19 protein-coding genes are annotated in these 21,147 nt (G+C 70.5%); 9 read left to right on the forward strand and 10 right to left on the reverse strand.

Annotation, left to right across the window (positions count from 1 at the left end):
- Positions 1-6: 6 nt before the first annotated feature.
- Genes OHA03_RS10760 through OHA03_RS10795 form a run of 8 tightly spaced genes read right to left on the reverse strand, consistent with a single transcriptional unit; the run spans position 7 to position 6,794 of the window.
- The gene (locus OHA03_RS10760; protein WP_267003117.1) at positions 7-2,007 is read right to left on the reverse strand and encodes an NADH-quinone oxidoreductase subunit L; all 2,001 of its coding nucleotides are present in this window, start codon (positions 2,005-2,007) and stop codon (positions 7-9) included.
- Positions 2,004-2,399 (reverse strand): NADH-quinone oxidoreductase subunit NuoK, encoded by a 396-nt coding sequence (nuoK, locus tag OHA03_RS10765; protein ID WP_030926276.1) that lies wholly within the window; start codon positions 2,397-2,399, stop codon positions 2,004-2,006. Before nuoK ends, OHA03_RS10760 begins: the two co-directional genes overlap by 4 nt.
- Complete coding sequence (locus tag OHA03_RS10770) at positions 2,399-2,959, reverse strand: NADH-quinone oxidoreductase subunit J (RefSeq protein ID WP_267003119.1); 561 nt, start codon at positions 2,957-2,959, stop codon at positions 2,399-2,401. Before OHA03_RS10770 ends, nuoK begins: the two co-directional genes overlap by 1 nt.
- Positions 2,956-3,558 carry an NADH-quinone oxidoreductase subunit I gene (locus tag OHA03_RS10775; RefSeq protein ID WP_267003121.1) on the reverse strand — a complete coding sequence of 201 codons (603 nt, stop codon included), beginning with the start codon at positions 3,556-3,558 and terminating at the stop codon, positions 2,956-2,958. The genes OHA03_RS10770 and OHA03_RS10775 overlap by 4 nt, the downstream gene beginning before the upstream one ends.
- On the reverse strand, positions 3,558-4,526 hold the full coding sequence (locus tag OHA03_RS10780) for a complex I subunit 1 family protein (protein ID WP_267003123.1): 969 nt from the start codon (positions 4,524-4,526) through the stop codon (positions 3,558-3,560). Before OHA03_RS10780 ends, OHA03_RS10775 begins: the two co-directional genes overlap by 1 nt.
- Positions 4,523-5,773, reverse strand: coding sequence for an NADH-quinone oxidoreductase subunit C (locus OHA03_RS10785; protein ID WP_267003125.1), 1,251 nt, complete (start codon positions 5,771-5,773; stop codon positions 4,523-4,525). Before OHA03_RS10785 ends, OHA03_RS10780 begins: the two co-directional genes overlap by 4 nt.
- Positions 5,770-6,402: an NADH-quinone oxidoreductase subunit B gene (locus OHA03_RS10790; protein WP_267003127.1), complete on the reverse strand. Its 633-nt coding sequence runs from the start codon at positions 6,400-6,402 to the stop codon at positions 5,770-5,772. The genes OHA03_RS10785 and OHA03_RS10790 overlap by 4 nt, the downstream gene beginning before the upstream one ends.
- Complete coding sequence (locus tag OHA03_RS10795) at positions 6,393-6,794, reverse strand: NADH-quinone oxidoreductase subunit A (RefSeq protein ID WP_267008001.1); 402 nt, start codon at positions 6,792-6,794, stop codon at positions 6,393-6,395. The genes OHA03_RS10790 and OHA03_RS10795 overlap by 10 nt, the downstream gene beginning before the upstream one ends.
- Positions 6,795-6,973: 179 nt before the next feature.
- Between OHA03_RS10795 and OHA03_RS10800 the strand changes: the two genes are divergently transcribed.
- The 6 genes from OHA03_RS10800 (at position 6,974) to OHA03_RS10825 (ending at position 16,037) form a co-directional block, all read left to right on the forward strand.
- Entirely contained in the window at positions 6,974-8,203 is a 1,230-nt protein-coding gene (locus tag OHA03_RS10800) for a sensor histidine kinase (protein WP_267003129.1), read from the forward strand.
- Positions 8,204-8,360: 157 nt separating this feature from the next.
- A complete protein-coding gene (locus OHA03_RS10805) occupies positions 8,361-9,716 on the forward strand; it encodes a sensor histidine kinase (protein WP_267003131.1) in 1,356 nt (451 codons plus the stop codon).
- A 268-nt stretch (positions 9,717-9,984) separates the two neighbouring features.
- Positions 9,985-10,644: a response regulator transcription factor gene (locus OHA03_RS10810; protein WP_267008002.1), complete on the forward strand. Its 660-nt coding sequence runs from the start codon at positions 9,985-9,987 to the stop codon at positions 10,642-10,644.
- 256 nt (positions 10,645-10,900) lie between these two features.
- Positions 10,901-12,874 carry a 2-oxoacid:acceptor oxidoreductase subunit alpha gene (locus OHA03_RS10815; RefSeq protein ID WP_267003133.1) on the forward strand — a complete coding sequence of 658 codons (1,974 nt, stop codon included), beginning with the start codon at positions 10,901-10,903 and terminating at the stop codon, positions 12,872-12,874.
- Positions 12,867-13,946 (forward strand): 2-oxoacid:ferredoxin oxidoreductase subunit beta, encoded by a 1,080-nt coding sequence (locus tag OHA03_RS10820; RefSeq protein WP_267003135.1) that lies wholly within the window; start codon positions 12,867-12,869, stop codon positions 13,944-13,946. The genes OHA03_RS10815 and OHA03_RS10820 overlap by 8 nt, the downstream gene beginning before the upstream one ends.
- A 135-nt stretch (positions 13,947-14,081) precedes the next feature.
- Entirely contained in the window at positions 14,082-16,037 is a 1,956-nt protein-coding gene (locus OHA03_RS10825) for an APC family permease (RefSeq protein WP_267003137.1), read from the forward strand.
- Between the two features lie 60 nt (positions 16,038-16,097).
- Here the strand turns inward: OHA03_RS10825 and OHA03_RS10830 are convergent, their stop codons facing one another.
- Positions 16,098-16,487, reverse strand: coding sequence for a helix-turn-helix domain-containing protein (locus tag OHA03_RS10830; protein WP_267003139.1), 390 nt, complete (start codon positions 16,485-16,487; stop codon positions 16,098-16,100).
- A gap of 110 nt (positions 16,488-16,597) precedes the next feature.
- Between OHA03_RS10830 and OHA03_RS10835 the strand changes: the two genes are divergently transcribed.
- The 3 genes from OHA03_RS10835 (at position 16,598) to OHA03_RS10845 (ending at position 20,336) form a co-directional block, all read left to right on the forward strand.
- Positions 16,598-17,458, forward strand: a complete 861-nt coding sequence (locus tag OHA03_RS10835) for an SDR family oxidoreductase (protein ID WP_267003141.1) — start codon at positions 16,598-16,600, stop codon at positions 17,456-17,458.
- Between the two features lie 139 nt (positions 17,459-17,597).
- Positions 17,598-18,593, forward strand: coding sequence for an EamA family transporter RarD (gene rarD / locus OHA03_RS10840; RefSeq protein ID WP_267003143.1), 996 nt, complete (start codon positions 17,598-17,600; stop codon positions 18,591-18,593).
- 186 nt (positions 18,594-18,779) lie between these two features.
- The gene (locus OHA03_RS10845) at positions 18,780-20,336 is read left to right on the forward strand and encodes an FAD-dependent oxidoreductase (protein WP_267003145.1); all 1,557 of its coding nucleotides are present in this window, start codon (positions 18,780-18,782) and stop codon (positions 20,334-20,336) included.
- 1 nt (position 20,337) lies between these two features.
- Here OHA03_RS10845 and OHA03_RS10850 read toward each other — a convergent pair whose 3' ends face one another.
- Positions 20,338-20,937 (reverse strand): hypothetical protein, encoded by a 600-nt coding sequence (locus tag OHA03_RS10850; protein ID WP_267003147.1) that lies wholly within the window; start codon positions 20,935-20,937, stop codon positions 20,338-20,340.
- Positions 20,938-21,147 lie beyond the last annotated feature (210 nt).

Below are 21,147 nucleotides of genomic sequence, written 5' to 3' on the forward strand. Positions count from 1 at the left end.
CACGGCTCACGACCCGGCGTTGACGGTGGCAAAAACGACGGCGGCGATCGCCAGGACAAGGGAACCGGCGAGCAGTGCGCTGAGGTAGGTCTGCACATTGCCGGTCTGAGCGCGGCGGACGGCGGTGCCGAGCAGGCGTGCGCCGGTGCCGGAGCCGCGTACGTACGTGTCGACGACCTCGCGGTCCAGGAAGCGGACGAGGCTCGCCGCGGCCTGGACGGGGCGGACGAACAGTTTCGTGTAGAGGGCGTCCAGGTGGAAGCCGGTGGCGGCGTGGCGGTGGAGCGGGCCGAGCAGCAGACGGCCCGGGTCGGCCGGGTCCGGGGTGCCGGGGGTGTCGCCGTAGCCGGCGGTGTGGTGGGTCATGGCCTCGGCCTCGACGAGTGCGGGTTCGGCGTCGGGGTGGGCGACGACGGCGCCGACGGGGGTGCGGGCGGCGAGGGCCGTGGTGTGGCGCCAGGCGGCGTAGGTGACGAGGCCGCCGACGAGGGCGACGCCTGTGGAGAGGACGGCGGTGGTCACGGTCGGGGTGAGGCTGTGGCCGTCGAACCAGTCGGTGATCACGCCGACGGTCAGTCCGAAGGCGATGGTGGGGATGGCGAGGACCCAGAGGACGGCGGTCATCGCGACGGGCTGCCTGCCGTGGTCGGGGACCTCGGCGCCGCGGCCGCGGAAGGCGAGGAGCCAGAGGCGGGTGGCGTATGCGGCGGTGAGAACGGCGGCGAGCAGTCCGGCGACGAGGACGGTCCAGCCGGCGGCGGCCGGGGCGACGTGCCGGTCGCCGAGTGCGGTGTGTTCGGCCGCGACGAGGACGGCTTCCTTGGAGAAGAAGCCGGCGAACGGCGGGATGGCGGCGAGCGCGAGGAGGGCGACGGTCATCGTCCAGTAGGCGTCCGGGATGCGCTTGGCCAGTCCGCCCATGCGGGACATGGCTGCCAGCGAGTTGGTCCCGGCGGCGTGGATGACGACGCCCGCCGCAAGGAAGAGGACGGCCTTGAACGCGCCGTGCGAGAGGAGGTGGAAGACGGCGGCCCCGCGGTCGCCGACGGCCAGTGCGCCTGACATGTAGCCGAGCTGGCCGATCGTCGAGTACGCGAGGACGCGTTTGATGTCGTCCTGGGCGAGCGCTGCGAGTCCTGATCCGATCATCGTGACCGCCGCCATGACGGCGAGGACGACGAGGGCGGCGCCGGATTCGGCGAAGACCGGGAGGAGCCGGGCCACGAAGTAGATACCGGCGGCGACCATCGTCGCGGCGTGGATCAGCGCGGAGACGGGGGTCGGGCCGGCCATCGCGTCGGGCAGCCAGGTGTGCAGGGGGAACTGCGCGGACTTGCCGGCGACGCCTGCGAGGAGCAGCAGGGCGATGACGGTGGGGTGGTCCAGGCCGCCGTTGGCGACGGCGCCGAGGATGCCGGTGATCCGGAAGGTGCCGGTGTCGGCGGCGAGCGCGAACAGGCCGATCAGGAAGGGGACGTCGCCGAGCTTGGTGACCAGGAAAGCCTTGAGGGAGGCGGCGCGTGCTTCGGGTGTCTCCCAGTAGTGGCCGACGAGGAAGTACGAGCAGATGCCCATGATCTCCCAGCCGACCATCAGCACCATCAGGTCGCCGGAGTAGACGACGAGCAGCATCGCGGCGGTGAAGAGGGAGACGAGGGCCGCGTACGAGGGGTAGCGGGGGTCGTCGCGCAGGTAGCCGGTCGAGTAGATCTGCACGCAGGTCGCGACGAGCCCGACCAGGACGGCGACGAGGACCGCGAAGCCGTCGAGGTGGAGGGCGAGGTCGATCGGGACCGAACCGGTGGGGGTGAACCGGGTCGCGGCGTCGATGGCCGGGCCGCCGCCCTGGCGTGCGGCGACGACGACGGCGAGTACGGCCGCGACGAGGGTGGGGAGGACGGCGAGGGGTCGTACGTAGCCGGGGGCGGTGCGGCCGAGGAGCAGGCCGGCTGCGGCACCGAGGAACGGGAGGAGGGGGACGAGGACGGCGAGGGTCGTGGTGGTCACGCGGTGGCCTCTGCCTTCTTTGCCTTCCCTGCCGGAGCAGTGGCCTGGTCTTCGGTGCTGTCGCCGGGGAGGGCTTCGGCGGCATCGGTTTCGGCGGTGTCGCGGAGGCGGTCGACGTCCGAGCTGCCGCGGTTGCGGTAGACGGCGAGGACGATCGCCAGGCCGATGCCGATCTCCGCCGCCGCGATGGCGATGGTGAAGAGGGTGAGGGCTTGGCCGGAGTGCAGGGCGTCGCGGAGCCAGACGTCGAAGGCGACCAGGTTGAGGTTGACGGCGTTGAGCATCAGCTCGACGGACATCAGGACCAGGATCGCGTTGCGGCGTGCGAGGACTCCGTACAGCCCGGTGCAGAAGAGGAGGGCGGCGAGCACGGCGGGGTAGGCGAGGTGCATCAGCTCTGCTCCTTACTGCGCTTGCGGGACAGGACGATCGCGCCGACGAGGGCGGCGAGCAGCAGGACGGAGAGTGCTTCGAAGGGCAGGACCCAGTGCCGGAAGAGGAAGGCGCCGGTCGCCTCGGTGGACCCGTGGGCCGGTCCGTCCAGGTCGATCCAGGTGGTGCGGAAGGCGTCGACGACGACCCAGACGAGGGCCGCCGCGGCGGCGATCGCCACGCCGAGGGCCGCCCAGCGGTTGCCGGAGTCGGCGTCCGGGGAGGGGCCGATGGGGGCCTTGGTGAGCATCAGTCCGAAGAGAAGGAGGACGACGACGGAACCGACGTAGATCAGCACCTGCACCCAGGCGATGAACTCGGCGGTGAGCAGGAGGTACTCCACGGCGAGGCCGCCGAGCGCGACGACCAGCCAGAGGGCGGCATGGACCAGCTGCTTGGTCGTGACGGTGATGAGGGCCGCTCCGAGGGTGGCGATGCCGACCAGGACGAAGGCGATCTCGATGCCGGTCGGGGAGAGGAAGCCGGGGTGGGCCGTGGCCGCGGTGGCTGCGAGTGTCACTCCTCTCCCTCTTCCTCTCCGTGGGCCTGCTGGGGCGGCTGGGCTGCTTCCTTGGCCTGCTCGGCCTCCTGAGCGCGCTGGGCTTCGAGTTTCTCCGCCGTCTTGCGGGCGGCGGAGATCTCCTTCGGGTCCTCCGCGCCCGGATCGAGCGCGGGCGGTTCGGGCACCGTCCACATCCATTCGCGGAGCTTGTCCCGCTCATGGGTGAGGTCGTGGATGTCCGTCTCCGCGTACTCGAACTCCGGCGACCAGAACAGCGCGTCGAAGGGACAGACCTCGATGCAGATGCCGCAGTACATACAGAGCGAGAAGTCGATCGCGAAGCGGTCGAGGACGTTGCGGCTGCGCTCGCGGCCGCCCGGGACGGCAGCGGGCACCGTCTCCTTGTGGGAGTCGATGTAGATGCACCAGTCCGGGCACTCACGGGCGCACAGCATGCAGACCGTGCAGTTCTCCTCGAACAGCCCGATGACACCGCGGGAGCGGGGCGGGAGCTCGGGCTGGACGTCCGGGTACTGCGCGGTGACCGTCTTCTTCGTCATCGTCCGCAGGGTGACGGCCAGGCCCTTGGCCAGGCCTGAGCCGGGGATCGGAGACATCAGCTGATCGCCACCTTCACGATGCCGGTGAGCGCGATCTGCGCGAGAGCGAGCGGGATGAGTGTGGTCCAGGCGAGCTTCTGCAGCTGGTCCTCGCGGAGGCGGGGGTAGCTCACCCGCAGCCAGATGACGACGAAGGCGAGGACCGCGGTCTTGAGGAGCGTCCAGACCCAGCCGAGTCCGTCGGCGCCGAGCGGGCCGTGCCAGCCGCCGAGGAAGAGGACGGTGGTCAGTCCGCAAAGGACGACGATGCCCGCGTACTCGGCGAGCAGGAACAGTGCGAACCGCAGACCGGTGTACTCGGTGTACGCCCCGAAGATGATCTCCGAGTCGGCGACCGGCATGTCGAACGGCGGGCGCTGCAGTTCGGCGAGTCCGGCCGTGAAGAAGACCAGGGCACCGACGATCTGCCAGGGCAGCCACCACCACTCGAAGGCATTGACGATGCCGGGGAGGGAGACGGTGCCGGCCGCCATCGCGACGGATGCCGCGGCGAGCAGCATCGGCAGTTCGTACGCGAGGAGCTGGGCGGCGGTGCGGAGGCCGCCGAGGAGGGAGAACTTGTTCGCCGATGCCCAGCCGGCCATCAGCGAGCCGAGCACTCCCACACCCATGACGGCGAGCACGAAGAAGATGCCCGCGTCGACCACTTGGCCGACCGCGCCCTCGCTCGGGCCGATCGGGATGGCGACGAGCACCAGGAGGTACGGGAGGAGGGCGACGGCCGGCGCGAGCTGGAAGATGCGGCGGTCGGCGTCGGCCGGGACGATGTCTTCCTTCTGGGCGAACTTCACACCGTCGGCGACGAGCTGGGCCCAGCCGTGGAAGCCACCGGCGTACATGGGACCGAGGCGGCCCTGCATGTGGGCCATCACCTTGTGCTCGGTCTGGCCCACGACGAGCGGGACGACCATGAACACCCCGAAGACGATGACGAGCCGGAGGGCGACGTCGAGTACGTCGTTCACGCGGTATCGCCTCCGGCGGGGGGGTTGGGGGTCGGCTCGGATGCGGGGTCCGGGTTCGGGGTGTCCGGCCGATCCGGGGTGTCGGGCTGGTCAGGGGCGTCGGGCTGGTCAGGGGCGTCGGGCTGCGCCGGAGGCGCGGGCTCGTTCGAGGTGTCCGTGGTGTCGTCGGCGGGGCCGCTGCGCGGGGCCTCTCCCCTGCCCGCACCTTCCCGGACCGGGGGCTCCGCCCCGGGGCCCCCGCTCCTCGGTTGCCGGAGCGGTTGAGAGGCACCCGGCTCCTCGGTCTTGCCCACGGTCTGAGCGGAGCCCTCTTCCGGGGTCTCGTCGAAGGCCGGGCGGGCGCTGTGCCAGGGCGCGTCCGTGCTGCGGGGCGCCGGTGCCGGTTCCGCCGGTGCCGATGTCGGTTCCGTCGCTGCCGGTTCCGTCGCTCCCGGCTCGGGCGCCGCCGCCTCCCCCTGCTGGCTCGCCGAGCCCTGGGACGCACTGCGGGTGCGGCGCGGCGTCGCGGTCGGGGGTGCGGTTTCCGTGCTCGCGGCCGGTGCTGCCGCCTCCGGCTGCTGGCTCGCCGAGCCCTCGCTCACGCTGCGGGCGCGGCGCACCGGGCGGTCGCCCGCGGCCCTGGCGGCGCGGGCCGGGCGGGTCGGGGCGGGTGGGAGTTGGCCCTTGAGAGGGCCCCATTCGTTCGGGTCGGGGACGCCCGGCGGCAGCATCGTGCGTCGCTTCGGTCCACCGTGTTCGGATTCGCCCGGCTCCTTGGCGCCCGGCCAGGCCTTGGCGACCCGGGCCGCCAGCACGAAGTCCTTGCGCAGCGGGTGGCCCTCGAAGCCGTCGGGCAGCAGCAGCGGCACCAGATGCGGGTGGCCCTCGAAGCCGATGCCGAACATCTCGTGCGTCTCGCGCTCGTGCCAGGCGGCGCCCGAGTAGACGCCGACGGCCGTGGGAAGGACGGCGGCGTCGTGCGGAACGGTCGTACGGATCAGGAGCCGGCGGACCTTGCCGTGTGCCGGGGCGGCGACGTGGGCGCAGACGCGGAAACCGGTGCCCGGTTCGTCGACGGCGCTCAGCCAGTCGAAGTAGGTACAGCCCAGCCGGTCGCGGGCCGTTTCGAGGGCGGCGATCCAGGCGGCGGCCGGGACGTCGACGGTCAGCAGGTCGTACGCGTGCTCCGCGGTGGCGTCCTCGCCGAAGAGCTCGGTGACGGCGTCCGGCAGGCTGTCGTACGCCTCGGTGGCGGGAGTGCTGGTCACGTCCGGTCCTCCCCCGGTGCGGGCGGGGCGGCGACCAGGCCGCTGCGCAGCGCGGCGGTGGAGGGCCGGCTGCCGCCGCCCGTCGCGTACCGCTCACCCAGCGACTCGCGGGCGATCTTCTCCTGCAGCTTGAGGATGCCCTGGAGCAGGGCCTCCGGCCGGGGCGGGCAGCCCGGTACGTAGACGTCGACGGGGATGATCTGGTCGACGCCCTTCGTCACGGAGTACGAGTCCCAGTACGGGCCGCCGCAGTTCGAGCAGGCGCCGAAGGAGATGACGTACTTGGGCTCGGGCATCTGCTCGTACAGCCGCTTGACGGCCGGAGCCATCTTGTCCGTCACCGTGCCGGAAACGATCATGAGGTCGGCCTGGCGGGGGCCGGGGGCGAACGGGATCACCCCGAGCCGGATGAAGTCGTGCCGGGCCATGGACGCGGCGATGAATTCGATGGCACAGCAGGCGAGGCCGAAGTTGAAGACCCAGAGGCTGTAGCGGCGCCCCCAGTTGAGGACCACCTTCATCGGCTCCGGTGCGAGCCGGGACAGCACGCCGAGCCGCTTCGGCTCCGGCAGCAGGGTCGTTTCGGGCCGGGGCTGCGACTCGGGGGTCTGCGGGCTCGTCACGTCCATTCGAGGACGCCCTTCTTCCATGCGTAGAGCAGTCCCACGGCCAGGAAACCGAGGAAGATGAACATTTCCACCAGCGTCGTCGCGCCGTATCCGGGTGCGGCGAATACGGTCGCCCATGGAAACAGGAAGATCGAGTCGACGGCGAAGATCACGTACAGGAAGGCATAGACGTAATAACGGACCTGGGTATGTGCCCATCCTTCACCCACGGGGTCCACGCCGCACTCGTACGTGAGGAGCTTTTCCGGTGTCGGAACCACGGGGCGCAGCAGTCGTCCGGCCCCGAAGGCCACGGCCACGAACAACACGCCGATCAGCGCGAGCAGTCCGACCACCGAGTAGCTGTCGAAGTAGTCCGACGCGAGAACGGTCGATTCCGGCAGGTCCGCCACGTAGGCCACGTCCGCCCCTCCGCTCCCTCATACCTGTTCGACGATCTGTACGCACGGGAGTCTAGGCCCTGCTAAAGAGACGGTAAGCAGCCGCGTCGGGCAAGAGGTGGGGTTATCCCTACTTCACCCCACCTATGAACCCCATGGCGTGCGCAGGTCCGGCCCGGCAGGCTGGGCGTATGACCATGAGCCCCCCGGTGCCCGACGGCGACCGGCTGCCGCCCGCCCGCTTCGCCCTCGATCCGTGGACGTGGAAGGAGATCTCTTATCTCCTGTCCAACCTGCCGATGGCTCTTGCCGGGTTTGTTTACACAGTGTTCATGATCGGTGTCGGCGTGGGGCTTTCGGTCACGGTGATCGGTCTGCCGCTGCTGGCCGCCGGGCTGCAGGGTGCGCGGCTGCTCGGCCGGGCCGAGCGGGGCCGGGCCCGGGGGCTGCTCGGGATACGGATCGACGAGCCGAGCTCGGTGGCGCTGGCCCGTCATGACCAGGGCTTCTTTCCGTGGCTGTGGTCGAGTCTCAAGGATCCGGTGGGCTGGCGCGCGGTGCTGTACTCGTTCATCCGGCTGCCCTGGGGCGTGCTCACGTTCACGGTGACGTCGGTGAGTCTGTTCGTTCTGTGGCCCGTGCTGCCCTTCACCGCGCGTCTGCTCACCAATGCGGACCGGGCGATGGCGCGCGGGCTGCTCTCGCCGTCGGACGAGCTGGAGCGCCGGATCGCCGAGCTGGAGTCGGACCGCGGGGTGGTCGTGGACACGGCCGCCGCCGACCTGCGGCGTATCGAGCGCGATCTGCACGACGGCGCCCAGGCCCGCCTCGTCGCCCTGGCGATGGGACTCGGTCTGGCGAAGGAGAAGCTCACCGAGGACCCGGAGGCGGCCGCCCGCATGGTCGACGAGGCTCACGGCGAGGTGAAGGTCGCCCTCCAGGAGCTCCGCGATCTCGCCCGCGGCATCCACCCGGCCGTCCTCACCGACCGCGGCCTGGACGCCGCGCTCTCCGCCATCGCCTCCCGCTGCACCGTCCCGGTGCGGGTGGGGGTGGACCTGCCGGGGCGCCCGGCGGAGGCGATCGAGGGCATCGCGTACTTCACCGTCTCCGAGCTGCTGCAGAACGTGAGCAAACACAGCAGGGCGCGCTCGGCGTCCGTCGAGGTCTGGCGGTCGGCGGAGCGGCTGCTGATCCGGGTCAGCGACGACGGCCGGGGCGGGGCGCGGATGGAGGGCGGTACGGGGATGTCGGGGCTGGCGGAGCGGCTGGGAGCGGTCGACGGGCTGTTCGTCCTCGACTCGCCGGCCGGCGGGCCGACGACGGTCACCGCGGAGCTGCCCTGGCGGGACCGGGACCTGAGGCGGGGCCCGGACCGGGACCGGGGTCGGGACGGCGCGGGCGCCGCTGAGCGCCGTTAGCCGCAGCCCGGAGGCCAGGGGTGGGGAAAACCCCCGGTCGAAGAGGGATACCGGCCTCATGGTGCCTCGTCCCGCAGAACAGCACCCTTGATGTATCAGCCGCTGTACGGGCTGTACCGGACAAGACCACCGCCGAAAGAAGAAACGGACGGCACCCATGGCCACGGCATACGGACCGGACACTCGGGACCATCAGCGGTCCGGTGCCAACCCCGGGAACAACCCCCCGGTGAAGCACTTCTTCCCGGCGGTGCTGCGCGCGCCGCTGGAGGCGAGGACCTGGCGCGAGTTCGGCTATCTGCTGCTGAGTCTGCCGATCAGCGTGGTGCTCTTCAGCTTCGCGATCACCATGACGTCGCTGGGCGCGGGCCTGCTGATCACCTTCCTCGGCATCCCGGTCCTCGCACTCGGTCTGGCGATGTGCCGCGGCTTCGGCGTGATGGAGCGGGCCCGGGCGCGGGGGCTGCTGAAGCTGGAGGTGGCGGAGCCGGCGCCGGTGCGCGGCAGGACGGGCGGCCTGATGTCGTGGGTAGGGGCGGTCCTGAAGAGCGGGGTGTCCTGGCGGCATCTGCTCTACGCGCTGCTGCACTTCCCGTGGGCGGTCTTCGCCTTCACCGTGTCGTTGACGTTCTGGGTGTACGGATGGGCAGCGTTCACCTATCCGCTGTGGCAGTGGGTGTTCCCTGCGTACGTGGGGGTCGACGGCGTACAGCTGTACGGCGACGCCACGCACCACTTCTACCTCGACTCGTCGTTCGAGCTGACCGCGACCAGCGCGTTCGGTCTGGTTCTCGTCCTCCTCACCCCGTGGATCATCCGCGGTCTGGTTTCCGTGGACCGGGTGATGGTGTACGGGCTGCTCGGGCCGTCGCGGCTGGCGTCGCGCGTCGTCGAGCTGGAGTCGGACCGCGGGGTGGTCGTGGACACGGCCGCCGCCGACCTGCGGCGTATCGAGCGCGATCTGCACGACGGCGCCCAGGCCCGCCTCGTCGCCCTGGCGATGGATCTGGGTCTGGCGAAGGAGAAGCTCACCGAGGACCCGGAGGCGGCCGCCCGCATGGTCGACGAGGCTCACGGCGAGGTGAAGGTCGCCCTCCAGGAGCTCCGCGATCTCGCCCGCGGCATCCACCCGGCCGTCCTCACCGACCGCGGCCTGGACGCCGCGCTCTCCGCCATCGCCTCCCGCTGCACCGTCCCGGTGACGGTCGAGGTGGACCTGGCGTCTCGGCCCGCGCAGGCCATCGAGGGCATCGCCTACTTCACCGTGTCCGAACTGCTGCAGAACGTCAGCAAGCACGCGCAGGCGACGCGTGCGACCGTCGATGTGTGGCGTACGGCCGACCGGCTGCTGCTCCAGGTCACCGACAACGGGCGGGGCGGTGCGGATCTGTCGGCGGGCAGTGGTCTCGCCGGTCTGGCCGAGCGGCTGGGGGCGGTCGACGGCGTTCTTGTCGTCGATTCCCCGGTGGGCGGCCCGACGAGGGTCACGGCCGAGCTCCCCTGGCGTGGCTGAGGCGGAGCACCTCCCGGAGAGCGCGCCACACAGAACATTGTCGCGCAGCACATCTCGCGCAGCACATCTATACGCAGGTACGAATCGTCGTGCGGCGCCCGGAGCTCGTCCGGGCGCCGCCGCCGCGTCCCCCGCCCGCACACGAGCGTCCGTCACAGCCCCCGCCCGCGGACCGATGCTGGAATGCTGGGGGCGCGAGGGACGGATCGGGTCGGCCGTGGGCCGACGGACAACAACAGGGGGACAGGGCGTCGTGGTGGAGGACAGGGTGCGAGTGGTCATTGCCGAGGATTCGGTACTGCTCCGGGAGGGGCTCACCCGATTGCTGACCGATCTCGGGCACGACGTCGTCGCGGGGGTGGGGGACGCCGAGGCTCTGATCAAGACCGTGGGCGATCTTGCCGAGCAGGGCGAGCTGCCCGATGTGGTCGTCGCTGATGTGCGGATGCCGCCGACCCACACCGACGAGGGCGTGCGGGCGGCGGTGCGGCTGCGCAAGGAATACCCCGGCATCGGGGTCCTGGTCCTTTCGCAGTACGTCGAGGAGCAGTACGCCACCGAGTTGCTGGCCGGCAGCAGCCGTGGTGTGGGCTATCTGCTGAAGGACCGGGTGGCGGAGGTCCGTGAGTTCGTGGACGCCGTGGTCCGGGTGGCGCAGGGCGGCACGGCACTGGACCCTGAAGTTGTGGCTCAGCTGCTGGGCCGGAGCCGTAAGCAGGACGTCCTGGCCGGGCTGACGCCGCGCGAGCGCGAGGTGCTCGGTCTGATGGCGGAGGGGCGGACCAACTCGGCGGTCGCGAAGCAGCTGGTAGTGAGCGACGGCGCGGTGGAGAAGCACGTCAGCAACATCTTCCTGAAGCTCGGCCTGTCACCGAGTGAGGGGGATCACCGACGGGTGCTGGCCGTTCTCACCTACCTCAACTCCTGATTACCTGACACCCTGTCAGATAATGGCCGGTGGCCGTACCGGGCCGCGGAATGAGCGCCTGCGAGCGCCCGGCCACGCCGACGGAGAGCCCAGGGGGTTCGCGAAATATGGCAAAGCGGCGCGAAAAGGCGTCTCATAGTGGCGTCCACCATGTGACCGGTCCGGGGAAGGCGACCCTTACCGACGTAGGGTGGGCCTTGGGACCGCCGGCGGGCCGGACGGTCCCGAGCCGCCGCCCCGAGGGAGGTCCAGTTCAGTGACCAGCCAGGTCAGTAGCCCAGCCGACCAGGCCGATGAGGCCAATGACGCCGATCAGGCCAGTGAGGCTGTTCTCGGGGAGCAGCGAGCCCCCCAGCCCACCAAACCGGGCGCCGGCGAGAAAGAGATCCGCCGCCTGGACCGGGTGATCATTCGCTTCGCGGGTGACTCCGGAGACGGTATGCAGCTCACCGGTGACCGGTTCACCTCGGAGACGGCGTCGTTCGGGAACGACCTGTCGACGCTGCCGAACTTCCCGGCCGAGATCCGGGCCCCCGCAGGCACCCTGCCGGGCGTCTCGTCGTTCCAGTTGCACTTCGCCGACCATGACATCCTCACGCCGGGCGACGCCCCGAACGTGCTGGTCGCGATGAACCCCGCCGCGCTGAAGGCGAACATCGACGATGTGCCGCGCGGTGCCGAAATCATCGTCAACACGGATGAGTTCACCAAACGCCCGATGGCGAAGGTGGGCTACGAGACCAGTCCGCTGGAGGACGGCTCGCTGCAGGCGTACAACGTCCATCCGGTGCCGCTGACGACGCTGACGATCGAGGCGCTGAAGGAGTTCGGGCTCTCCCGCAAGGAGGCCGAGCGCTCGAAGAACATGTTCGCGCTCGGGCTGCTCTCCTGGATGTACCACCGGCCGACCGACGGCACCGAGACGTTCCTGCGGGCGAAGTTCGCCAAGAAGCCGCAGATCGCCGAGGCGAACGTGGCCGCGTTCCGGGCGGGCTGGAATTTCGGTGAGACGACCGAGGACTTCGCGGTCAGCTACGAGGTGGCGCCCGCCTCGCACACCTTCCCCACCGGTACGTACCGGAACATCTCCGGGAACCTCGCCCTGTCGTACGGGCTGATCGCCGCGAGCCGGCAGGCGGATCTGCCGCTCTACCTGGGCTCGTACCCGATCACCCCGGCCTCCGACATCCTGCACGAGCTCAGCAAGCACAAGAACTTCGGCGTCCGCACCTTCCAGGCGGAGGACGAGATCGCGGGAATCGGTGCCGCGCTCGGCGCGGCGTTCGGCGGCTCGCTCGCCGTGACGACGACGTCCGGGCCCGGTGTGGCCCTGAAGTCGGAGACCATCGGTCTCGCCGTCTCGCTCGAACTGCCGCTGCTCGTCATCGACATCCAGCGCGGTGGCCCGTCCACCGGCCTGCCCACCAAGACCGAGCAGGCTGACCTGCTCCAGGCGATGTACGGGCGCAACGGCGAGGCGCCGGTGCCGATCGTGGCGCCGAGGACCCCGGCCGACTGCTTCGACGCCGCGATCGACGCGGCCCGGATCGCACTGACGTACCGCACACCGGTCTTCCTGCTCTCGGACGGCTATCTCGCCAACGGCTCCGAGCCGTGGCGGATCCCGGACATCGACGAACTTCCGGATCTGCGCGTGCAGTTCGCCACCGGGCCCAACCATGAGCTGGCCGACGGCACCGAGGTGTTCTGGCCGTACAAGCGCGACCAGCACACCCTGGCCCGCCCGTGGGCCGTCCCCGGTACCCCCGGTCTCGAACACCGCATCGGCGGCATCGAGAAGCAGGACGGCACCGGAAACATCTCGTACGACCCGGCGAACCACGACTTCATGGTCCGCACCCGCCAGGCGAAGGTCGACGGCATCGAGGTCCCCGACCTGGAGGTCGACGACCCGGCCGGCGCCCGGACCCTGGTCCTGGGCTGGGGCTCCACGTACGGCCCGATCACCGCCGCCGTCCGCCGGCTGCGCGCGGGCGGGCATCCGATCGCCCAGGCCCACCTGCGCCACCTCAACCCCTTCCCGAGGAATCTCGGCGAGGTCTTGAAGCGTTACGACAAGGTGGTCGTCCCGGAGATGAACCTCGGCCAGCTGGCTGCGCTCGTCCGGGCGAAGTATCTGGTCGACGCCCACAGTTACAACCAGGTCAACGGTATGCCGTTCAAGGCCGAGCAGCTCGCCACAGCTCTCAAGGAGGCCATCGATGCCTAACACCGACGAGGCACTCCCCACCGGTCTCCCGGCACTCCAGCTGGTGCCCAAGGCCGATGCCAGGCAGTCCATGAAGGACTTCAAGTCCGATCAGGAAGTGCGCTGGTGCCCCGGTTGCGGTGACTACGCGGTTCTCGCCGCCGTGCAGGGCTTCATGCCCGAGCTCGGTCTGGCGAAGGAGAACATCGTCTTCGTCTCCGGCATCGGCTGCTCCTCCCGGTTCCCGTACTACATGAACACGTACGGGATGCACTCGATCCACGGCCGCGCCCCGGCCATCGCCACCGGTCTGGCCTCGTCCCGCCGCGACCTGTCCGTCTGGGTCGTCACGGGTGACGGCGACGCGCTTTCCATCGGCGGCAACCACCTGATCCACGCGCTGCGCCGCAATGTGAACCTGAAGATCCTGCTGTTCAACAACCGGATCTACGGGCTCACCAAGGGCCAGTACTCGCCGACGAGCGAGGTCGGCAAGATCACCAAGTCGACGCCGATGGGCTCGCTCGACGCCCCCTTCAACCCGGTGTCGCTGGCCCTCGGCGCGGAGGCGTCGTTCGTCGCCCGCACCGTGGACTCCGACCGCAAGCACCTCACGAGCGTGCTGCGCGAGGCGGCGGCCCATCCCGGTACGGCGCTGGTGGAGATCTACCAGAACTGCAACATCTTCAACGACGGCGCGTTCGAGGTCCTCAAGGACAAGGACCAGGCCGAGAACGCGGTGATCCAGCTGGAGCACGGGCAGCCGATCCGCTTCGGCACCGGGCAGTCCAAGGGTGTCGTACGCGACCCGGCCACCGGTGACCTCAAGGTCGTCGAGGTCACCGCGGAGAACGAGTCGCAGGTCCTGATCCACGACGCGCACGCCGCCAGCCCCACCACGGCGTTCGCGCTGTCCCGGCTGGCCGACCCCGACACCCTGCACCAGACCCCGATCGGGGTGCTGCGCAGCGTGGAGCGCCCGGTCTACGACACGCAGATGGCCGAGCAGCTCGACACCGCGGTCGAGCAGAACGGCAAGGGCGACCTGGCCGCGCTGCTCGCCGGCAACGACAACTGGACGGTCGTCGGGTAGGGCCTTGCTCTCGGGTCGGCCCGCGAGCCGTCAGGATCCGGAAGAGAGGCCGTGGGACACGGACGGGCACACCGTACGGGTGCCGGACCGGGGAGTCTTCACCGCTCCCGGCCCGGCACCCGTTCTCATGTGCCCATGGCCCTGGACCGTCCCGCGTACCGCATCAAACGGCATCTGCTCGGCAAGCCCCTCACCACCGAGCGCATCAGCGACGAGAAACTGAGCAACCGGACGGCGCTCGGGGTACTCGCCTCCGACTGCATCAGTTCGTCCGCGTACGGCTCCGAGGAGATGCTGCGGGTCCTCGTGCCCGTCGTCGGCGCGGCGGCCTTCACCCTGCTCATGCCGGTGACCGGCGCGATCCTGCTGGTCCTGCTGCTCCTGACGCTCTGTTACAGCGATGTCGTCATGATCTATACCCGGGCGGGCGGTTCGTACGTCGTCGCCCGGGAGAACTTCGGGCCGAACATCGCGCAGATCGCCTCCGTGGCGCTGCTCGTCGACTACATCGTGACCGTCGCCGTCCAGGTGTCGGCCGGTACCAACGCCCTCATCTCGCTCGCCCATCTGATCGGGGGCGGCTGGACCGGCCTGGACCATCTGCAGCTGCCGGTCTCCGTAGCGGTGATCGTGCTGCTCGCGTACGGGAATCTGCGGGGCATCCGTGAGGCGGGCCGGACCTTCGCGCTGCCCGCCTATCTCTTCATGGCCGCGGTCGGTCTGGTGCTGGTCGTCGCCGGTGTGCGCGGGCTGACGGGCGGGCTGCCGCACGCCGATCTGCACGCGCCGGGGGTGGTGCCGCTGGGCACGCCGGGCAACGGCTGGCTCTACGGCGCCTCGCTCTTCATCGTTCTGCGGTCCTTCGCCAACGGCGGCTCGTCGCTCACCGGACTCGAAGCGATCTCCAACGGCATCTCCGCGTTCCGCGAGCCGCAGGGCCGCAACGCCCGCCGCACGCTCATCACCATGAGCTGTGTACTCGGCGTCCTCGTCCTCGGCGTCTCCACCCTGGCGCACTTCACGCACGCCGTCCCGTACACCGACGGCACGCCGACCGTCATCGCGCAGGAGGCCCATCTCGCCTTCGGCAGCGGGCCATTGGGGACGGTCGGGCTGATTTTCGTACAGCTGGCGACCGCGCTGGTCCTCTATACGGGCGCCAACACGCCGTTCACCGGCTTCCCGTTCCTCGCCAGCTTCGTGGCCGCGGACCGGTTCCTGCCACGGGTGCTGACCCGGCGCGGGCACCGGCTGGCGTTCTCCAACGGGATCATCGCGCTGACCGTCGTCTCGCTGGCGCTGCTGCTGGCCACCGGCGCCAGCGTGGACAGGCTGGTGGCGCTGTACGCGATCGGTGTGTTCACCGCGTTCACCATGGCCGGGTCCGGCCTCACCGCGTACCATCTGCGCCGCCGCGAGCCGTACCGCAGGGTGAAGATCGTGGTCAACGGGCTGGCCGCGGTCATCTCGGCCGCCGTGGTGCTGATCTTCGCGGTCACCAAATTCACCGAGGGTGCCTGGCTGGTCGTGGTGGTCTTCCCGCTCGGCGTCTGGGCGCTGATGCGGATCAACCGCGAGTACCGGCGTGAGGCCGCCGCGCTGCAGAGCATCCAGGCGCCGGGCGCCGACCGGCCGCGGGTCCGGCGCCATCTGGTCTTCGTCCTCGTCGACACGCTCGATCTGGCGACGCTGAAAGCGCTGCGGTACGCCCATGAGCTGCGCCCGGACGAGATCCGGGCGGTGCACTTCTCCATCGACGAGGCGCACGGCAGGCGGCTGGCCGCCCGGTGGGAGGCGACGGCCGCGACGTCCGTGTCGCTGGAGCTGGTGGCGTGCCCGGACCGGCGGCTGCGTCATGCGATGAAGGAGCTCGCGACCCGGACCACGGCGGACGGGGAGACCTCGCTGACGGTGCTGGTGCCGCGGCGGCTGTACTCCAACGCACTCGGGAAGATCCTGCACCGGGGCACCGGTGAGGCGATGGCCATCGCGCTGGAGCAGCTGCCGCACGTGGCGGTGACGATCCTGCCGTTCGACGTCTCGCGCGCGCTGCGGACGCTGGCGGAGGGGCGGGCCCCTCAACCCGACTGAGCGCCACCTGCCCACCTGGGCCCGGCTGCCCCCGGCTGCCTCCGGCTGCCCCCGAGCGCCTCAGCCCGGCTGGTCCTGCGTCGCCTTCCGCGCGTCGTACGTCTCGCGGGCCGCGTGCACGGCGTCGAGGCGCCGCTCGGTCCAGCGCGCCAGCCCCCACACCTGCTCGGCGGCCTCCTTGCCCAGCCCGGTGAGCGAGTAGTCCACCCGTGGCGGGATCACCGGCTTGGCATCCCGGTGCACAAATCCGTCGCGCTCCAGCGTCTGGAGGGTCTGGGCCAGCATCTTCTCGCTGACGCCGCCGACCTCGCGGCGCAGCTCGCTGAACCGGTACGAGCGCTCCAGCAGGGCGGCGAGGACGAGGACGCCCCAGCGGCTGGTGACGTGTTCGAGCACCAGCCGGGATGGGCACATCTGCCGGTTCACATCCGGCACCTTGCTTACGCTCATATCAGTACCTTACTTCAGAGTGGGTACTTTCCCGTGGTTAGTGCTGCCCTTAGGGTGAGTGACAGAGAGCCCGAACGAGGACCAGAGCAACCAAAGAGGAGAAACCCCCCATGAGCATCGTCGTCACCGGAGCCACCGGAGAGCTCGGCCGTCTCGTCGTCGACGAGCTGCTGGCCACCGTGCCCGCGAGCGAGATCGCCGCTGTCGTCCGCGACAAGGAGAAGGCCGCCGGCCTGGCCGCCCGCGGTGTCGAGCTGCGGATCGCCGACTACGACCGGCCCGAGACCCTCACCGACACCTTCGAGGCCGGCGACCGGGTCCTGCTCATCTCCGGCAACGAGGTCGGCAGGCGCGTACCGCAGCACACCGCCGTCATCGACGCGGCCAAGGCCGCGGGCGTCGCGCATGTCGCGTACACCGGCGTGCTGGGCGGCCCCGACGCCGACTTCCAGCTGGCCGCCGAGCACAAGGTCACCGAGCAGCTGATCCTCGACTCGGGCCTGCCCCACACCTTCCTGCGCAACGGCTGGTACACCGAGAACTACACGGCGAACCTCGCCCCGGTCCTGGCGCACGGCGCCGTCGTCTCCAACGCGGGCGAGGGCCGCGTCGCCTCCGCCACGCGCGCCGACTACGCGGCCGCGGCAGCCGCCGTGCTGACCGGCGAGGGTCACCTCGGCAAGGCATACGAGCTGAGCGGCGATGTCGCCTGGTCGTTCGCGGAGTACGCGGCCGAGGTGTCGAAGGCCACCGGCAAGGAGATCGCGTACAACAACGTCCCCGCCGCCGTGCACCAGGAGATCCTGGTCGGCGCCGGTCTGCCCGAGGGGTTCGCGGCGATCCTGGTCGACGTCGACGAGGCGATCGCGCGCGGGCTGCTCGCCGGGACGAACGGCGATCTGGCCCGCCTGATCGGCCGCCCGACGACACCGCTCGCCGAGACGGTGGCCGCCGCGGTCGCCGCCGCGTAGGGCGTTTCCTCCGGACCGGCCCGGGCCCGGCGTCATGACCGTATCGCAATACGGGTATGACACCGGGCCCTCGTGGCGCTACCGTCGTGCAGTTGGCGGTGCAGCCGAATGGCTGACGCGGAGGATGCCGGGAGGGCCTGTGGCGGGGACAAATGAACAGCGGGCGGGCTTGCTGTCCGGCTTCGGCGCGTACGGCCTGTGGGGCCTCGTGCCGCTCTTCTGGCCGCTGCTGAAGCCTTCCGGGGCGATCGAGATCCTCGCCCACCGCATGGTCTGGTCACTCGCCGTCGTCGGTATCGCGCTGCTCGCGCTGCGCCGCTGGGCATGGATCGGCGAGCTGGTACGGCAGCCGAAGAAGCTGGGCCTCATCGCGGTCGCCGCGGCCGTCATCACCGTCAACTGGGGCCTTTACATCTGGTCCGTGAACAACGGCCATGTCGTCGAGGCGTCACTCGGCTACTTCATCAACCCGCTGGTCACCATCGCCATGGGCGTCCTGCTCCTCGGCGAACGGCTGCGCCCGGTGCAGTGGGTGGCGGTCGGCACCGGCGTCGCGGCGGTGCTCGTGCTGGCGATCGGATACGGGCGTCCGCCGTGGATCTCGTTGACGCTGGCGTTCTCCTTCGCGACGTACGGCCTGGTGAAGAAGAAGGTCAACATGGGCGGCCTGGAGTCGCTCAGCGCAGAGACCGCGGTGCTGTTCGTGCCCGCGCTCGGGTATCTGCTGTGGCTCGGGGCGCAGGGCGACGCGACGTTCGTGTCCGCGGGTGCGGGCCATGCGGCGCTGCTCGCCGCGACAGGTGTCGTGACGGCCGCACCGCTGGTCCTGTTCGGGGCCGCGGCGATCCGCGTACCGCTCTCGACGCTGGGCCTCCTCCAGTATCTGGCGCCGGTCTTCCAGTTCGGCCTCGGCATCCTGTACTTCCACGAGGCGATGCCGCCGGAGCGGTGGGCCGGGTTCGCGCTGGTGTGGCTGGCGCTCACGCTGCTGACCTGGGACGCGTTCCGGACGGCGCGGCGGACGAGGACGCAGGCGGCGCAGCTCGCCGCTTCGGCGCAGCAGCCGCCGCAGCGTCTCCCGCAGCAGCTTCCGGCCGACGGGAGCTCTTCCCCGTACGCAGCCAGAGGGCAGTGACCGGCGCGCCCGGCGTCACCATCGCCACCGGAACGGCGAGAGCCGTCCGGAAGGCCGCCAGGACGGCTTCGGGCATGCCGCCAGGCACTCGGGTGACCACGGTCGACAGTCAAATATGACTCAGTTGCTTTTTTAACTCTGTTGCGTTTTCCTGGATGTCCACGGAACCGCAACCGAGGAGTACCCATGCCCGCATCCCCGCCCACGGCCGCCGTCCTGATCGTGGGGGCCGGACCGACGGGACTCACCCTGGCCTGCGACCTCGCCCGCCGCTCGATCCCCGTACGGATCATCGACAGGTCCCCCGAGTTCCCGCGCAGCTCGCGGGCCAAGGGGCCCAACCCCCGCTCCCTGGAGGTCCTGGCGGATCTCGGCGTCGTCGAGGAGATCCTGGCCGCCGGCTCGGCACCGCTGCCCATGCGCAAGTACCGGGACGGGGTGCCGGTCGCCGACGCCGACCCGTTCGCGACATCGCGCCCGACACCCGACGTCCCGTACGACCGGCCATGGTTGATCGCCCAGTGGAAGCTGGAGGAGATCCTGCGGACCCGCCTGGCGGAGTACGGCGTGCAGGTCGAACTGTCGGCCGAGGTGACGGGGTTGAAGGAGGGACCGGACTCGGTGACCGCGTCGCTCGCCGACGGCAGGGACATCGAGGCGCGGTACGTGGTGGGCTGCGACGGCGGCCACAGCGCGGTACGGAAACTCCTCGGCATCCCGTTCGAGGGGCAGACGAACGAGGAACAGGCCATGGTCTGCGGCGACGTCGAGGTGGACGGCCTCGACCGCGGCTACTGGCACCAGTGGTTCGACGAGGACGGCGCCGTGATGCTGTGCCCGATCCCGGGTACGCGGTCGGGCTGGTGGTTCCAGGCGGGACCCGAGACCGACGCCTCGGGAGCACCCGTACCCCCGTCGCTGGAGAGCTTCCGCCGGCTCTTCGCCCGGCACACCGGACTGCCGGCCACCCGCCTGTCGAACGCCACCCTGCTGTCCACGTACCGGGTCAATGTCCGAATGGTCGACCGCTACCGGGTGGGCCGCGCATTCCTGGCCGGCGACGCCGCGCATGTGCACTCGGTGGCGGGCGGTCTGGGCATGAACACCGGGATCCAGGACGCGTTCAACCTGGGCTGGAAGCTCGCGCTGGTCGTCGGCGGCCAGGCAGGACCGGCCCTGCTCGACACATACGAGGAGGAGCGGCTGCCGGTCGCCTCCTGGACGCTGGACATCACCTCCGAGCGGCTGCGGGCGACACTCGAAGCGATCAAGAAGCCGGGCGGCGGACTGGACGCGGCGGCCACCCCGGAGACCACCGGCCTGAGCCGCGGCTACCGCTGGAGCTCCCTCTCCCACAACGGCACGGGCGGGATCTCCACCGGTCCGCTGCGGGCGGGCGACCGCGCTCCTGACGCCCCCTGCCGCAAGACCGCGACCGGCGCGCCGATCCGCCTGTTCGAGGCATTCGCCGGACCGCACTTCACCCTGCTGGGCTTCGGCTCGGGCACGACTGAGGCACTGCGGGAGGCGACCGTGAAGTACGGCGACGCGTTGCGGGCGTACGAGCTGGACCCGGCGAGCACGGACGGCCTGGCCGACGACGAGGGTCATGCCCACTCGGCGTACGGAATCGTGCCGGGTGAGGACACCCTCGTCCTGGTCCGGCCCGACAACCACGTGGGTCTGATCGCCCCGGCCACGGACGGCCGGGCCGTCGTGGACTACCTCGACCGGCCGGCGTGAGTCAGCAGCCCTTGCGCAGCGGGGTGAAGGACAGCTTGGCGCCCTCCTTGAGCTGGGTGGCCCTGCGGTAGACGTCCGACTCGACCTCGTACCAGACGTCGTCCTTGGTGGAGTTGCCACCGACGTTGTCGAGTTCGACGCACCAGCGTGCCCGGCGCACGACACGGGTGTAGCGCGTGGTGCCCTGCTGGACCTTCTTGCAGTCCTTGTAGGAGTCGTTTGTGTACCAGGTCCGGGTCCTCTTCCGGCGGCCCGTGCCGCTGGTGGAGGTGTGCTTGACCCGCCTGACACGGGACGTGCAGCGCTTGACCATGCGCGGCCGGGTGCCCGTGGTGGTCTTCCGCGTGATGTGGCGGGTGTCGTCGCGCAGTCCGGAGACGGTGCGGTCGGGCGGGCTCGGCACGGTGCCGTCGACCACTCCCGAGCCGGCGGGACCGTTGGGCGCGGCGTGGCTACCGGGACTGCTGGGCCCGTCGGAGTTGCCGCAGGCGGTGAGCAGGGCGGCCAGGAGGACGGCGGCGAGGACCGGACGAATACGGATCCGAGCCGTCGAGGTCCTGACGGACCGTATGGACTGGCTGCTGTCGGGCGGGTTGGTCACGGGACGCCTGTTCTGGACGGCGGGGACAGTGGGGGCTGTTGTCACCACTGGCTGACCTGCGCGAAGGTACCTCACGGCCGACGGCGTGGGTGCCGCGGGCAACGGTCCGGGCCGTCGGCCGAAGGCGCAGGCATCCAGGGTGAGTTCTGTCGGCTCACCCGCGACGCGACGCCGAGGCGGCGCGGCTGCAGGGAATGGGGGCGACACGGC

Origin of the sequence: Streptomyces sp. NBC_00154, assembly GCF_026342835.1 — a bacterium.
In the GTDB taxonomy this organism is placed as follows: domain Bacteria; phylum Actinomycetota; class Actinomycetes; order Streptomycetales; family Streptomycetaceae; genus Streptomyces.

Bases quoted from the DNA above. Each gene is read 5' to 3' on its own strand.
- OHA03_RS10830 (WP_267003139.1), bottom strand. From the start codon at position 16,487: ATGAGCGTAAGCAAGGTGCCGGATGTGAACCGGCAGATGTGCCCATCC.
- OHA03_RS10800 (WP_267003129.1), top strand. From the start codon at position 6,974: ATGACCATGAGCCCCCCGGTGCCCGACGGCGACCGGCTGCCGCCCGCC.
- OHA03_RS10825 (WP_267003137.1), top strand. From the start codon at position 14,082: ATGGCCCTGGACCGTCCCGCGTACCGCATCAAACGGCATCTGCTCGGC.
- nuoK (WP_030926276.1), bottom strand. From the start codon at position 2,399: ATGCACCTCGCCTACCCCGCCGTGCTCGCCGCCCTCCTCTTCTGCACC.
- OHA03_RS10835 (WP_267003141.1), top strand. From the start codon at position 16,598: ATGAGCATCGTCGTCACCGGAGCCACCGGAGAGCTCGGCCGTCTCGTC.
- OHA03_RS10790 (WP_267003127.1), bottom strand. From the start codon at position 6,402: ATGGACGTGACGAGCCCGCAGACCCCCGAGTCGCAGCCCCGGCCCGAA.
- OHA03_RS10775 (WP_267003121.1), bottom strand. From the start codon at position 3,558: ATGTCTCCGATCCCCGGCTCAGGCCTGGCCAAGGGCCTGGCCGTCACC.
- OHA03_RS10805 (WP_267003131.1), top strand. From the start codon at position 8,361: ATGGCCACGGCATACGGACCGGACACTCGGGACCATCAGCGGTCCGGT.
- OHA03_RS10820 (WP_267003135.1), top strand. From the start codon at position 12,867: ATGCCTAACACCGACGAGGCACTCCCCACCGGTCTCCCGGCACTCCAG.
- OHA03_RS10845 (WP_267003145.1), top strand. From the start codon at position 18,780: ATGCCCGCATCCCCGCCCACGGCCGCCGTCCTGATCGTGGGGGCCGGA.